This window comes from Shimia marina (assembly GCF_001458175.1).
Lineage (GTDB): Bacteria > Pseudomonadota > Alphaproteobacteria > Rhodobacterales > Rhodobacteraceae > Shimia > Shimia marina.
In genome coordinates this window covers 100,006-111,989 of record NZ_CYPW01000040.1, presented here as the reverse complement: position 1 = coordinate 111,989, position 11,984 = coordinate 100,006, and the positions used below count along the sequence as shown (strand labels likewise).

The following is an 11,984-nucleotide window of genomic DNA, read 5'->3' as shown; positions in this document are numbered from 1 at the left end:
TTTGGAATGAGTGGCGTGCGTAATTGCGCCACGCACAGAAGGCGGTGAGCCTCTTACCGCCGAGCGGGCACGCGTCCTATTGGGTAACGAGTATCTGGTTGTGAACGATGGGCGCGTGCCTGTGCCCTAATCCTTGCGCCCTATTCCGCAGCTTCCTGTTGCATCAGTGCTTCGGGGTCTGGGCGCATGGTAGCAACCAACTCAACCACTTTTAGTCCGAACTTTCGCATTTCCGAGCGGTTCAAGATCACACCACTGTTGGTCAAATATAGCCAATCCGTGACGTTTAACCTGTGGCTACCAGCATCTTCCGGCAGCACGATTGTGTAGTCCATACGGATCGTAGCCCCCGAAACTTCCCCGGTAGCAACGCCAACAATATCATCTGCGATGGCCGTAAACCGAGTGTCATCGATAATCGTCAAATTCCACTTTCTGGCCTGTTCTTTGCCATTAGAATAGGTGAAATTTTCAGTCAACGTGCCTGTATTTCCATTCCAAACCCCATGCATGCGCGCCACGAAACTATTGGCAACGCGCCCGTTCGGACCATAGATCAAACCCTCTGAAAGTATTTCTCCATTCAGATGCTCCATAAGAGAAATACTGGGGCCGAGCCCCGCGTAATCACTCGACTGTTGAGCACGAAAACTCCACAGTCGATTTTTGGCAATCAATACTCCAACCACAAGCACCAATAGGATCGTCAAGAGTTTCATACATCCGCCTCCTCGGCAGGGAGCGTTAACATCAAAGCCAACGCAAAAAGTTTCAACACGCAGGGCACAACCGCGTAGGCGATATTCAAGGCCTGTAACGCTTCCGGCGTATTGGGTGCGCCTGGTTCAAACCCGCTCACTTGCAAGGCAGGCAACACCAGAAAAGCCGCCAGGGCCAATGCCAGTTTTCCAGCGAAGGACCAGATCCCAAATGCCAATGCAGCACTCAGCCGTGCCTTTGTGAGGGATACGGAAAAGAGCGCTGGGAGGATCACCATATCTGCACCAAGCGCCGCCCCTGAGGCGACGCAAATCGCGGCAAAAGCCAAAACACTTCCCGAAGCCAGAAAAGCCGCACCAACAAACGCCCCTATTGCCAACGGCATGGCTATCAAAAGCGTCATCCGCCCACCAAAACGTGCCGCTGCTCTGGTCCAAAGCGGCACGCTGATCCCGGCGCTCAGAAAGAATAACACCAGAAGCGGCCCTGCCAGCCCCTGTAGCGCAAGGCGATCTTCCACAAAAAACAAGAAAAGTGTTGAGGTGATTGCCACAGGCAAACTGTTCACGAGTGCCAAAAGCAACAACCGTATTGCGCCGGCTTGCCGAAGTTCCACAAGCGAAAACCGCTCCCCCTGCACCACGGGGCGCAACCATATCGGGGCACTCAGAACCCCCAAAGCTAGCGCTGCGACTGCCAACACCCAACCGAAGGGCCCGTAGCCTTGCCCTGAGGCGCCCAAGCTGACCAAGATGGTTGGCAAAAGCGCGGCAAAAATCACGCCCAGCAACATCCCCGCTTCCCGCCAGCCTGCGAGTTTCAGAAGTTCTGCTGATGTGGGGACACGCGCGAGGGTCGCGCTGCGCCCATACAGAAGGATCATGCCGAGGCTATAGGCTGAAAACAACAGCACCAAAACCAGAGCAAGTGCGCCCAAACCACCGGCGGCCAACACATCTGCGCGACTGAAAAGTAAAGGAAAGCCCACCGCAAGACCGACAATCGCGGCCATGCCAAAATACAACTGTGCCTTGGGAAACCGGTCAATCAGCCACCCCAAAAACGGGTCTTGTACCAGGTCCACAACGCGTATCGCCAACAAGATTGCGCCAAGCGAAGCAAGGCTGATTCCAAGTTCGACAGACACGAACCGCGGCAAATGAATATAAAGGGGGATGCCCGCTGCCGCCAAAACAAACGCGTATAGGCTGACGCGGGAATAAACCCCACGCGTGGGCTTAACGTCCAAGTTGGCAGGCCTCCGTTCAGGCACTGTCTCGCAGCCAGGTTTCATTGGCGGCCACATCGACAACACCGGCTTTCAGAACTTGTTGTTTCTCCGCCATGCCCGCCACAACCTGCATCGCACTATGAATGCCATCTTCATGGAACCCATGGCGGTTGTAGGCCCCTGCAAACCAAGTATTGTTACTTCCCTGCATGGCTGCAATCTCGCGCTGCGCCCTCAAAGCCGCTTTATCAAAGACAGGATGTGCAAAGTTCACATCATCGTAAATGAGATCGGCTGGAATGTCCTGCGTTGGATTGAGAGTCACGAAAAGTGGATCACTGTCCGCGATGTTCTGCAAACGATTCATCCAATAAGTCACGCCGATAGCCCCATTTTGAGAGCGATACGCCCAGCTGGACCAGCATTTGCGGTTCTTTGGCATCAAGGAAGGGTCTCGATGCAGCACGGCCCGGTTGGGTTGATAGCGGATAGCGCCAAGTGCCGCGCTCTCTGCTGGCGTTGCATCCTGACCAAGGATACGCAGCGCCTGATCTGAGTGACAGGCGAGAATGATCTCATCAAACACCTCTTCATCACTGCCCTGTGCCTTAACCATGACGCCCGGAACAACGCGCCCTGCCAGGAAGCCGCGCTTAATGGACTGCACGGGCGCATTGAGGCGTAAGCTGCATCCACGCTGCAGCAGCGCAGTCTCCAGACGCTTTACGTATTCAATGCTGCCGCCATCAACCGTCCACCATTGATGCTGCTTGTTACCAGCCAGCAACGCATGGTTTTTGAAGAATTGCACAAGGGACTTGGCGGGAAACTGATCGACGTCCTGCGTTGGTGTGGACCAAATCGCCCCACACATTGGCATCAAGTAGTAATTTCGGAACCACTCACCCAACCCCAGTTCAGAGACCAATTCGCCAATGGTTTTATCATCATTTTGAGCCGCTTGCTCCGCGCGTTTTCCAAATCGCAGGATGTCAGCGATCATGCCGTAAAACTTGGGCCGTAGAAGATTACGTTTCTGCGCTCCAATCGCGCTCAGATTGTTCAGGCCATATTCCAGCCAGCCATTGTCAATTGAGGCCCCAAAGCTCATTTCACTCTTGGCCACAGGCACTTTCAACTCATCGAAAAGCTTGGTCAAATGAGGATAGGTCGCATAGTTGAAGACGATAAACCCCGTATCCACGGGTTGGTCGCCATTGCGCCCCGCAAGCACAGTACGAGCATGCCCCCCAAGCCGCCCTTCTGCCTCAAACACAGTCACATCATGATGCTCAGACAAGGCATAAGCAGCAGAGAGGCCCGAAATACCCGAGCCAACAATTGCAATCTTGCGGCGCAAATTCGTTGTCTGATCAAACATGAAATCCTCGTTTTTTGGTCCTTTTGAGGCAGATACGACGCGATGAGCAACTTGGTTCATTCTGCCACAGCCGCAATAGCTGATCAGGCCAACAACGACATCGAAATTCCCCCAACTTCCCCGTAACTTGTGATCTGTCACGATGCAGGTAACGTAAAACAACCATGACCATAGATCATATTCAGGGCCATACCACACATGCACGACGCGGCGCGCTGAAAAATGCGTTTCGCTACAGCGTGGACTATGTGCTGATTGACCTCGCTGAGCATGCAACCGATGCACCGGCAGCTCTACTGTCTCGCAATCACTTTAACCTGTGGTCGATCCACGATCGTCATCATGGAGGCGAACGCGGACAGGGGATCGGGATGTCGTGGTTCCACGACGTCCTAAGCGCACGTGACTTCCCCGTGGCCAACGCCGAAATCTTGCTTTTGACGCAGCCAAATTTTCTATGGTTCCACTTCAATCCGGTGAGCTTCTGGATTGCGCTGATCGACGGAGAGCCATGTGCCTTTGTCGCGGAGGTGAACAATACGGTAGGTGATCGCCATTGCTATTTCTGTGCGCATGACGATTTCCGCCCCATCACGCCCTCAGATCAAATGCACGCCGAAAAACTCATGCATGTATCCCCGTTTCAGACAGTTGAGGGGGCCTACCGTTTCAACTTTTCCCTGACAGACAAAGACCTACATATTCGCATTGCCTATGAGAATCGCGACCAAGGTGTGATTGCCACGCTCTTTGGCCCACGTGCGCCGGTTTCGAACCGCAGCCTTTTGTGGGGCGCATTGCGGCGGCCACTGGGTGCAGGGCGTGTTGTCGCTCTTATCTTGTGGCAAGCTCTAATCCTTAAGTTGAAAGGAGCTCGCTTTCACAAACGCAAAGCCCCGCCAGACGGACTTCTGTCTGAAGGTTCCTCTTCGCCGGTGACCCAAAAATGACCCATTTCAAAGACAAAACCTTCTGGCTTGTGGGGGCAAGTGAAGGCCTGGGCCGCGCATTGGCTGAGAAGCTGAGCGCTGAAGGCGCACATTTGGTCATCTCCGCGCGCAATGGTCCTCGCCTTGCCTCCCTTGCGGCTGGACTGCCAAACACACGTGTGTTGATCTTGGATGTCACGGATGATGCCGCTGTCAAAGCCGCCGCCAACTCGATCGGAGGCTTGGATGGCGTGATCTACAATGCTGGAGCTTATGAGCCGATGTCGGCACAGCAATGGCAGCAGGACACCGCCCTGCGGGTCGTGGATGTCAACCTCACGGGCGCGATGCGTGTCTTGGGAGCCGTGATGCCAAAATTTGTCGCCCAAAACAGCGGTGACATTACCCTTATCGGCTCTTTGGCTGGCTATCGCGGTCTGCCAAAAGCAATTGGCTACGGTGCCAGCAAAGCGGCCATTGTCAGTTTGGCGGAAACCATGCGCCATGATCTCAAGGATTTAAACATCACGGTGCGGCTTGCAAACCCCGGCTTCATCAAAACGCGCCTTACGGATAAAAACGCATTCAAAATGCCGATGCTGATGACGCCAGACGAAGCCGCAGAACACGTATTGCGCGCCATGCGCGGGCGCCGGTTTCGCACAGATTTTCCACGCCCGTTCTCTTGGGCGCTCAAATTGCTGCACATTCTGCCAGATTGGATAATCTATCGCGGCAAATGATATAATGGTGATCCCAGAGAGGCTCAAACCCAGCGCTTGATATTGTTATAATATACCATTAAGTGGCTACGTATCGTTTGCGCTGATAAGAAATGATCGTAATGGCCGAAACCCGCCTTCCAATCACATTGCTCACGGGCTTCTTGGGGGCCGGTAAATCAACCCTCCTAAATGCGGTGCTCTCTGACAACTGTGCAGGCAAAATTGCTGTTGTTGTGAATGAGTTTGGCGAAGTCGGCCTAGACCATGATCTAATCGAAGCCACAGACGAAGAAGTGGTTCTGATGTCTTCGGGCTGCTTGTGTTGCTCCATCCGCGGAGACCTGTCAGATACGCTCGCTGGCCTGATGGAACGCCGCGAAAGTGGCAGTCTCGACTTTGACCGGATTGTCATCGAAACCACCGGGCTTGCAGACCCCGCACCAATCCGACAAACGCTGATCGTCGATCCTTACCTCGCCCGCAATACAATGCTGGATGGTGTTGTGACCCTTGTAGATGCCATCAACGGTCAAGCTACACTTGATGCGCAGTTTGAGGCTGTGTCTCAGGCAGCGACAGCGGACCTCCTACTGATCAGCAAAACCGATTTGGCACATCGTCGTGATGTAAAGGCGTTGCACACACGACTTGAGGCCCTGAACCCTTCTGCAAAAATTCTAACAACCCGCGAGGCCAAACAGTCGCCCGCACTTCTTTTTGGCCTCTCAGGAATGCGTCGCGGCTCGGAAACCGAGAATGTCCTTGCCTGGATGACTCGCGAAACACGCGCACCGATGGCAGATCCCCTTGCCAATCTGTCCGGCCTGTCTCAATCCACATCCAAACCAACGCTCTCTCCCCATGACGCACGCATTGAAACAGCCTCAATGCAGCTGGAGGCTCCGCTAGATGATCGCGTTTTTGACCATTGGCTGGATACACTCGTTGCCGTAAAAGGCCCTGACCTCCTGCGCGTGAAGGGCATTGTGTTCCTGAAAGACATCCCCACACCTTTTGTGTTTCATGGTGTGCAGCATATCTTTGATCCGCCGGTGCCACTCAATAACTGGCCCAAAGACGACACTACCACGCGGATTGTTGTGATCGCACGCGACATGACATCAAAAGAGCTGGAACGCAGCTTTGATATGCTACGCGCAACCAAAGCACCGCCGCAGCCAGACGTCTTTCCGGGTTGGCAGAAAACTGAACAAAAAAACTGGCCCTGAGAAAACTCAGGGCCACAAAAGGCCCCTTTTGCGTGGCCATGTCTCGATGTTTAGACGTTTAAATCCTGAATATCGGCTGCAAAAGCCGTGGCACAAACGCATTGAAACGCAAACGCGCGTCCGTTGCCGCAAGGCAGATGCAAACATCCTCCATGCCCGCAATCGGCGTATGCTCCAAGGTTTCATCTGCGACCTCGACATCGCCAACGCCGAACTGACCGGTTTCATCCGAAAAGCTACCCTGCAGCACAAGCGTCAACTCCAAGCCGTTATGCCCATGATCTGGTACGGCTTGGCCTGGCGGAATGTAAAGCAACCGGACGCTCCCGTGTTTATCTTCCGACAAGATATCCTGTCTAACCCCCATGCCAAGCTTCTTCCAGCGTGGCTCCTGACCTTTCAGCGCCTCCATCACAGGCCCCGGGTAAGGACCACGCCGCTGATAAACCGGCGTATCTTGGAAAGGATCATCCAACATCGCAAGCACGTTGGACTTCATGGAACTCGAAACATCAGCGCGCAGCATGTCGTCCAACACAATGCCGCCCACGGCTTCATGTGCCTCCACAACGGCCCGACATTCAGAACACATTGAAATATGGGTTGCTACAACCACGGAAAAGGCATGCGGCAGCGTACCTGCCGCGTAAGCCGCCAGCATCGGCTCCGGGATATGATGGCTAATCGAGGTCATTCACTCAGATCTTTCAACTCATGCCTTAGACGCTGCAGGCCAAGACGAATTCGCGATTTGATGGTTCCCAACGGCAGGCCTGTTTGCGTACTGATCTCCTGATGAGTCAGCTCTCCCAAATAGGCCTTTTCTATCACTTCACGCTGTTCAGGCCTCAACCTTTGCAAAGCATCGCGCAACTGCCCTGTTTCCTGCTCAATCGAAACAATCTGGCTCGCATCCGGCTCTGCTTCAGGCTCTTCCTTCAATGCCTCCGGCATCGGCCGATTTTCCTTACGTGCCACGTCGATCTGACGGTTACGCACGATTTGGTACACCCAAGCGGACACCTGTGCGCGGTGTGGATCAAACATATGTGCCTTGCGCCACAGGGTCAGCATGACGTCCTGCACGATCTCTTCAGCCTGAGCAGCAGACGTGCCATTACGCATCACAAAGCCCTTCAACCGGGGCGCAAAATGATCGAACAGCGCGGAAAACGCCGCCTTATCGCGGTGATCACGCACAGCGATCATCCACAGGGTTTCTCGGGAGGGCTCCGCCTTGGCCTGCGTCACGCGCTGCCTTTCTTTCGGGCGCGCCTTTGGCGCTTTGAGCCGGACGCGGGGGATATCAAGTGTTGCACTCACCATATCCCTACTACGCGGACACTTGCAAAGCAGATCACGCCACTGAACAAAAACTGTGTTTTTTTGCCAACGCCCGGCGCTCCACTCTGAAAGTTCGTCCCTCAAATCAGCGCTCTTTGCACCTTGGATCGGATCGGATACCAACAGATTACAGATGTAATGCCGACAAAACAGATGGATATCCTCATGGAAAAGCGCCCTATTGTCTCTTCCCGTCACCTCGCAGAAGGGGAAGGCTGGGAAGCCTCTGAAATCGAATATGGGATGATCATCGCCTACAATGCCTTCTCCCGGTGGATGACACGCTGCATGTCCGCCGCCGGGCACGCAGAATTGACGTCTCTGGAAATTCTCGCATTGCACAACGTCAATCATCGCAACAAAGAAAAACGTCTTACCGACATCTGCTTCCTGCTCAATATCGAAGACAGCCACACAGTGAACTATGCCTTGAAAAAGCTTGTAAAGATTGGGCTTATCCAATCCGAGAAACGCGGCAAAGAAGTGTTCTATCGGACATCGGAGGCTGGCCAAGCCGCCTGTGATGCCTATCGCCAAGTGCGTGAGCGCTGTTTCATTGATGGCCTGTCCAAGCTGGATCTCTCAGGCGCGGATATGCGCGAAATCGCCTCATCTCTGCGCTCTCTGTCTGGCCAATACGATCAAGCAAGCCGCGCGGCAGCCTCACTTTAACCCAGCATCAACAGCGGCAGGGACGCTGCATTCGGTTACGTTGACAAAATATCGATGTTTTGCGCATAAATCGAAAACACCTCATTCAGGAGAGAGTGATGAGCAAAGAACACAGCGGTGCATGGCAATTCTGGGTCGACCGAGGTGGCACTTTCACAGACATCGTGGCCAAAGCGCCGGATGGGCACCTGCAAACGCACAAACTGCTCTCCGAAAACCCCGAAAGCTACAACGATGCGGCCGTGCATGGCATCCGACAGCTTCTGAAGCTCCCGACGGACGCTGCAATTCCCGCCGGTGCCATCGACTCCGTTAAAATGGGCACAACGGTGGCCACCAACGCGCTTTTGGAACGCAAAGGTGCGCGCACCGTACTGTTGATCACCAAAGGTCTGCGGGATCTGCTGCGGATCGGCTATCAGAATCGCCCTTCGCTCTTTGCCCTCAACATCGAGTTGCCTGAACTGCTCTATGACGAGGTGATCGAAATCGAGGAGCGTTTGGATGCCGATGGCAATATCCTTACGCCGCTTGATCTGCCGCAGGCCAGCGCCGCGCTCAAGGGCGCTCATCAGGCCGGCTACCGCTCTGTCGCAGTCGCACTGATGCACAGCTATCGCTTCCCCGATCATGAGAAGGCTCTGGGCCAAGCTGCTCAGGCGTTGGGCTTCACGCAAATCTCCCTCAGCCACGAAACAAGCCCCCTTATCAAGCTGGTCGGGCGCGGCGACACAGCCGTCGTTGATGCCTATCTCTCTCCAATCCTGCGCCGTTATGTGGATCAGGTCGCCACGGCATTGGATACTGCGAATGGAGGCTGTGGACGGCTGTTGTTCATGCAATCCAATGGCGGGCTTACTGATGCTCGGCTGTTTCAGGGGCGCGACGCCATTCTCTCCGGTCCGGCAGGCGGCGTAGTGGGCATGGTGCGCTCTGCGGCCGAACTCGGTTTTGAAAAACTCATAGGCTTTGACATGGGCGGCACCTCCACCGACGTCTGTCACTATGCCGGTGAGTACGAACGCTCGTTTGAAACAGAGGTCGCCGGTGTGCGCATGCGGGCGCCAATGATGTCGATCCACACAGTGGCTGCCGGTGGTGGCTCCATCCTCAGTTTCCGCGATGGCCGCATGCAAGTTGGCCCCGAAAGCGCCGGGGCAAATCCAGGGCCATGCGCCTATCGCCGTGGCGGCCCACTCACCGTCACCGACTGCAACGTTCTCCTGGGCAAACTGCAAGCCGCACACTTCCCGCATGTCTTTGGCCCCAATGGAGACCTGCCACTGGATGAAGACGCCGTACGAGAGAAGTTCAACGTCCTGCGCACAGAAATCGGCACAGACAAATCTGTTGAAGAATTGGCCGAAGGCTTCTTGCGGATTGCCGTTGAAAATATGGCCAATGCAATCAAGAAAATCTCCGTACAGCGTGGCTATGATGTGACGCAATACACCATGAATTGCTTCGGCGGAGCTGGCGGGCAGCATGCTTGCCTTGTTGCCGATGCGCTGGGGATGGAAAGCATCTTCATTCACCCCTTCGCAGGTGTTCTTTCGGCTTTCGGAATGGGGTTGGCAGATATTCGCGCCATGCGCGAAAGCCAGTTGGGATGTGCGCTTGATGCCCCAGAAGCGGCCACCCAATTGGCCATCTTGGCACAGGCGGCACGCACAGAGGTCGCAGAGCAAGGCGTCTCAGATGCGGACATCACCGTCACTCAGGCGGCACATATCCGCCCCGCTGGAGCACAACAAAGCCTCAGCGTACCCTACGGCGATATCAAAAACATGCGTACGGCGTTTGTCTCGGCACACAAACAGCGCTTCGGCTTTGCCCCGGACACCAGTGATCTGATCATCGATGTGGTGGTCGCCGAGGCCATTGGCCAAACCGGCGAGCCCGTCACACTGCCTGATCCAGTAGGCGCAAACACCACCCCAGCCCACGTGCGACTTTACACTGGAGGTCGCTGGCAAGATGTCCCGCTGGTGGACCGCGAGACATTGAGCCTCGGACAATCTGTGACCGGCCCAGCCATTCTCACAGAACCGACTGGCACCAATATGATTGAAGAAGGCTGGCAGGCCACATGCGCCCAAGGTGGCAATCTCGTGCTCAAACGTGTTGTGCCACTGGCCCGCTCCGAAGCCATTGGCACTTCCGTAGACCCGGTCATGCTGGAGGTTTTCAACAACCTCTTCATGTCCATCGCAGAGCAGATGGGCGCGACGCTGGCAAACACGGCCTATTCCGTGAACATCAAAGAGCGCTACGACTTCTCCTGTGCCATCTTTGATCAGAACGGCGACCTTGTGGCCAACGCGCCGCATGTGCCTGTGCACCTTGGCTCCATGTCGGAAAGCGTGCGCACCATCTTGCGCCTGAACGCAGGCAAGATCCGCCCCGGCGACGTCTTCATGATGAACAACCCCTACAACGGTGGCACCCATCTCCCCGATGTCACCGTCATAACCCCGGTCTTTGCCCCGGAAGGGGAGCAGATCCTCTACACGGTGGCTTCACGCGGGCACCACGCCGACATTGGCGGCAAAACGCCGGGATCCGCCCCGCCTGACAGCCGACACATCGAAGAAGAAGGCATCTTGATCGACAACTTCCTGCTCGTGAACCAAGGCACCTTACAGGAAGAGGCCACGCGCACCTTGCTGGCATCGGGCCCCTACCCTTGCCGCAACATTGATCAAAACATGGCCGATCTGGCGGCACAGATTGCAGCGAACGAAACCGGCGCAGCAGAACTGCGTAAAATCACCAAACAGTTTAGCCACGCCACTGTGCAAGCCTATATGGAGCACGTTCAGGACAACGCAGAAGAAAGCGTGCGCCGCGTGCTCGACGTGCTGCATGACTGCGCTTTCTCCTACCCATTGGACAGTGGGGCCAAAATTGAGGTGTCCATTACGGTGGACAAAGCCAATCGAAGTGCCACGCTTGATTTCACCGGAACCTCTGGCCAGAGCCCAACAAACTACAACGCGCCTCTGGCAATCTGCCGCGCGGTGGTACTCTATGTCTTCCGGACACTGGTCGGCAGCGACATTCCTATGAACGAAGGCTGTATGAAGCCGCTTTCTTTGATCGTGCCTGAAGGGTGTATGATCAACCCCAAAGCGCCTGCCGCCGTGATATCAGGCAACACCGAAGTCAGTCAGGCGATTGCCGATACACTCTATGGCGCGCTTGGCGTGATCGCCGGCAGCCAAGGTACCATGAACAATTTTGTCTATGGCAATGACACCCATCAAAACTACGAAACCATTTGTGGCGGCACGGGTGCAGGGGAAGGCTTTGATGGCACGAGCGCGGTCCACAGCCACATGACGAACACCCGCATGACGGACCCTGAAGTGCTGGAAACCCGCTTCCCAGTGCAAGTGGAGGAGTTCTCCATCAGGCAGGGATCAGGAGGCGCAGGCCAGTGGTCTGGAGGTGAGGGCATCCTGCGGCGTCTGCGATTTAACGAACCCATGACCGTGACAGTGCTATCCTCTCACCGGATCATCCCTCCACATGGCACCGCAGGCGGCGCTCCTGGAGGCATTGGTATCAATCGCGTCCAAAGGGCAGATGGCCGGGTCGAGACACTGAAAGGAAATGATCAGACAGAGCTGACCTGCGGAGATGTCTTCATCATGGAAACACCGGGCGGCGGCGGCTTTGGCCCAGTCTGATTAATAAACACTTAATCGTTCAAGTGTCCGCTATATTTTACTAAAAACAGACACTTGAACA

At 55.2% G+C, this 11,984-nt stretch carries 10 protein-coding genes; 5 read left to right on the top strand and 5 right to left on the bottom strand.

Annotated elements, in window-relative coordinates; genetic code table 11:
- Nucleotides 1-140: 140 nt before the first annotated feature.
- From SHM7688_RS18200 to SHM7688_RS18190, 3 genes are read right to left on the bottom strand one after another with little or no spacing between them, the layout of a single operon-like run.
- Entirely contained in the window at nucleotides 141-719 is a 579-nt protein-coding gene (locus SHM7688_RS18200; RefSeq protein WP_058241371.1) for a DUF3833 domain-containing protein, read from the bottom strand.
- Entirely contained in the window at nucleotides 716-1,969 is a 1,254-nt protein-coding gene (locus SHM7688_RS18195; protein ID WP_058241562.1) for an MFS transporter, read from the bottom strand. Before SHM7688_RS18195 ends, SHM7688_RS18200 begins: the two co-directional genes overlap by 4 nt.
- Nucleotides 1,970-1,985: 16 nt before the next feature.
- Nucleotides 1,986-3,332, bottom strand: coding sequence for an NAD(P)/FAD-dependent oxidoreductase (locus SHM7688_RS18190; RefSeq protein WP_058241370.1), 1,347 nt, complete (start codon nucleotides 3,330-3,332; stop codon nucleotides 1,986-1,988).
- A gap of 164 nt (nucleotides 3,333-3,496) precedes the next feature.
- Here SHM7688_RS18190 and SHM7688_RS18185 point away from each other — a divergent pair, with 164 nt between their 5' ends.
- The 3 genes from SHM7688_RS18185 to SHM7688_RS18175 all read left to right on the top strand — a co-directional run bounded on the left by SHM7688_RS18185 (nucleotide 3,497) and on the right by SHM7688_RS18175 (nucleotide 6,215).
- Nucleotides 3,497-4,282 carry a DUF1365 domain-containing protein gene (locus SHM7688_RS18185; protein ID WP_058241369.1) on the top strand — a complete coding sequence of 262 codons (786 nt, stop codon included), beginning with the start codon at nucleotides 3,497-3,499 and terminating at the stop codon, nucleotides 4,280-4,282.
- Complete coding sequence (locus SHM7688_RS18180; protein WP_058241368.1) at nucleotides 4,279-5,004, top strand: SDR family NAD(P)-dependent oxidoreductase; 726 nt, start codon at nucleotides 4,279-4,281, stop codon at nucleotides 5,002-5,004. The genes SHM7688_RS18185 and SHM7688_RS18180 overlap by 4 nt, the downstream gene beginning before the upstream one ends.
- A 101-nt stretch (nucleotides 5,005-5,105) precedes the next feature.
- Nucleotides 5,106-6,215, top strand: a complete 1,110-nt coding sequence (locus SHM7688_RS18175) for a CobW family GTP-binding protein (RefSeq protein WP_058241367.1) — start codon at nucleotides 5,106-5,108, stop codon at nucleotides 6,213-6,215.
- Nucleotides 6,216-6,273: 58 nt separating this feature from the next.
- On the opposite strand, the gene SHM7688_RS18170 is transcribed toward SHM7688_RS18175, so the two are convergent.
- Nucleotides 6,274-6,909 (bottom strand): ChrR family anti-sigma-E factor, encoded by a 636-nt coding sequence (locus tag SHM7688_RS18170; RefSeq protein WP_058241366.1) that lies wholly within the window; start codon nucleotides 6,907-6,909, stop codon nucleotides 6,274-6,276.
- Nucleotides 6,906-7,541, bottom strand: coding sequence for a sigma-70 family RNA polymerase sigma factor (locus SHM7688_RS18165; protein ID WP_083499107.1), 636 nt, complete (start codon nucleotides 7,539-7,541; stop codon nucleotides 6,906-6,908). The genes SHM7688_RS18170 and SHM7688_RS18165 overlap by 4 nt, the downstream gene beginning before the upstream one ends.
- A gap of 183 nt (nucleotides 7,542-7,724) precedes the next feature.
- Here SHM7688_RS18165 and SHM7688_RS18160 point away from each other — a divergent pair, with 183 nt between their 5' ends.
- Together SHM7688_RS18160 and SHM7688_RS18155 are read left to right on the top strand one after the other, a co-directional pair.
- The gene (locus SHM7688_RS18160; protein WP_223229214.1) at nucleotides 7,725-8,231 is read left to right on the top strand and encodes a winged helix DNA-binding protein; all 507 of its coding nucleotides are present in this window, start codon (nucleotides 7,725-7,727) and stop codon (nucleotides 8,229-8,231) included.
- A 98-nt stretch (nucleotides 8,232-8,329) separates the two neighbouring features.
- Nucleotides 8,330-11,923, top strand: a complete 3,594-nt coding sequence (locus tag SHM7688_RS18155; RefSeq protein ID WP_058241364.1) for a hydantoinase B/oxoprolinase family protein — start codon at nucleotides 8,330-8,332, stop codon at nucleotides 11,921-11,923.
- The last annotated feature ends 61 nt before the right edge of the window (nucleotides 11,924-11,984 follow it).

What these genes read in the sequence shown, in the direction of transcription:
- SHM7688_RS18180 (WP_058241368.1), top strand. Translation starts at nt 4,279, where the DNA reads ATGACCCATTTCAAAGACAAAACCTTCTGGCTTGTGGGGGCAAGTGAA.
- SHM7688_RS18175 (WP_058241367.1), top strand. Translation starts at nt 5,106, where the DNA reads ATGGCCGAAACCCGCCTTCCAATCACATTGCTCACGGGCTTCTTGGGG.
- SHM7688_RS18165 (WP_083499107.1), bottom strand. Translation starts at nt 7,541, where the DNA reads ATGGTGAGTGCAACACTTGATATCCCCCGCGTCCGGCTCAAAGCGCCA.
- SHM7688_RS18160 (WP_223229214.1), top strand. Translation starts at nt 7,725, where the DNA reads ATGGAAAAGCGCCCTATTGTCTCTTCCCGTCACCTCGCAGAAGGGGAA.
- SHM7688_RS18170 (WP_058241366.1), bottom strand. Translation starts at nt 6,909, where the DNA reads ATGACCTCGATTAGCCATCATATCCCGGAGCCGATGCTGGCGGCTTAC.
- SHM7688_RS18185 (WP_058241369.1), top strand. Translation starts at nt 3,497, where the DNA reads ATGACCATAGATCATATTCAGGGCCATACCACACATGCACGACGCGGC.
- SHM7688_RS18200 (WP_058241371.1), bottom strand. Translation starts at nt 719, where the DNA reads ATGAAACTCTTGACGATCCTATTGGTGCTTGTGGTTGGAGTATTGATT.
- SHM7688_RS18155 (WP_058241364.1), top strand. Translation starts at nt 8,330, where the DNA reads ATGAGCAAAGAACACAGCGGTGCATGGCAATTCTGGGTCGACCGAGGT.
- SHM7688_RS18190 (WP_058241370.1), bottom strand. Translation starts at nt 3,332, where the DNA reads ATGTTTGATCAGACAACGAATTTGCGCCGCAAGATTGCAATTGTTGGC.